The 1148-nt window shown below is 49.7% G+C and carries 1 rRNA gene; it reads left to right on the top strand.

The features are described from left to right. Positions 1-1148: ribosomal RNA gene (locus MXE28_RS11410) — 23S ribosomal RNA — on the top strand; the annotation flags it as partial.

The following is a 1148-nucleotide window of genomic DNA, read 5'->3' as shown; positions in this document are numbered from 1 at the left end:
GGGACAGTATCCAGAGTACCACGAGACACGTGAAACCTTGTGGGAAGCAGGGGGGACCACCCTCCAAGGCAAAATACCAGTATGGACCGATAGCGCATAGTACCGTGAGGGAAAGGTGAAAAGCACCCCGGGAGGGGAGTGAAAGAGAACCTGAAACCGTATGTCTACAAACAGTCGAAGCGCGTATAATTGCAGCGCGACGGCGTGCCTATTGAAGAATGAACCGGCGAGTTACTGTTACTAGCGAGGTTAAGTGGAAAACATGGAGCCGAAGCGAAAGCGAGTCTGAATAGGGCGAATAGTTAGTGATAGTAGACCCGAAACCGTAGTGATCTATCCATGGCCAGGTTGAAGCACAGGTAAAATTGTGTGGAGGACCGAACTCGTGAGCGTTGAAAAGCTTTGGGATGAGCTGTGGATAGGGGTGAAATGCCAATCGAACACGGAGATAGCTGGTTCTCCCCGAAATAGCTTTAGGGCTAGCCTCATGGAGAGAGTATAGGCGGTAGAGCACTGATCGGGCTAGGGCCCATACCGGGTACCGAACCTAGTCAAACTACGAATGGCTATACTTATACATGGGAGTCAGACTATGAGTGATAAGGCCCATAGTCAAGAGGGAAACAGCCCAGACCACCAACTAAGGTCCCTAATGCTGTACTAAGTGGCGAAGGATGTGGAATTTCTAAAACAACCAGGATGTTGGCTTAGAAGCAGCCACCATTTAAAGAGTGCGTAATAGCTCACTGGTCGAGAGACTCTGCGCCGAAAATGTCCGGGGCTAAAGTACAGAACCGAAGTTGTGGCAAATGCAGTAATGCATTTGGGTAGGGGAGCGTTCTTATTGGATTGAAGCAGTACCGGAAGGAGCTGTGGACTGGTAAGAAGTGAGAATGCCGGTATGAGTAGCGAAAAGAAAGGTGAGAATCCTTTCCACCGAAAGCCTAAGGGTTCCTGAGCAACGATCGTCGACTCAGGGTAAGTCGGGACCTAAGCCGAGGCGGAAAAGCGTAGGCGATGGACAACAGGTTGAAATTCCTGTACTAGTATGAATTGTTTGATCGATGGAGTGACGCAGTAAGATAGGTCAGCACGAGGATGGAAATTCGTGTTTAAGCGTGTAGGTGAAGTGGCAGGCAAATCCACCA

The organism is Veillonella sp. KGMB01456 (assembly GCF_023051165.1).
Classification (GTDB): domain Bacteria; phylum Bacillota; class Negativicutes; order Veillonellales; family Veillonellaceae; genus Veillonella_A.
The sequence above is the reverse complement of the archived record's forward strand: the minus strand, read 5'-3'. Positions and strand labels throughout refer to the sequence as shown.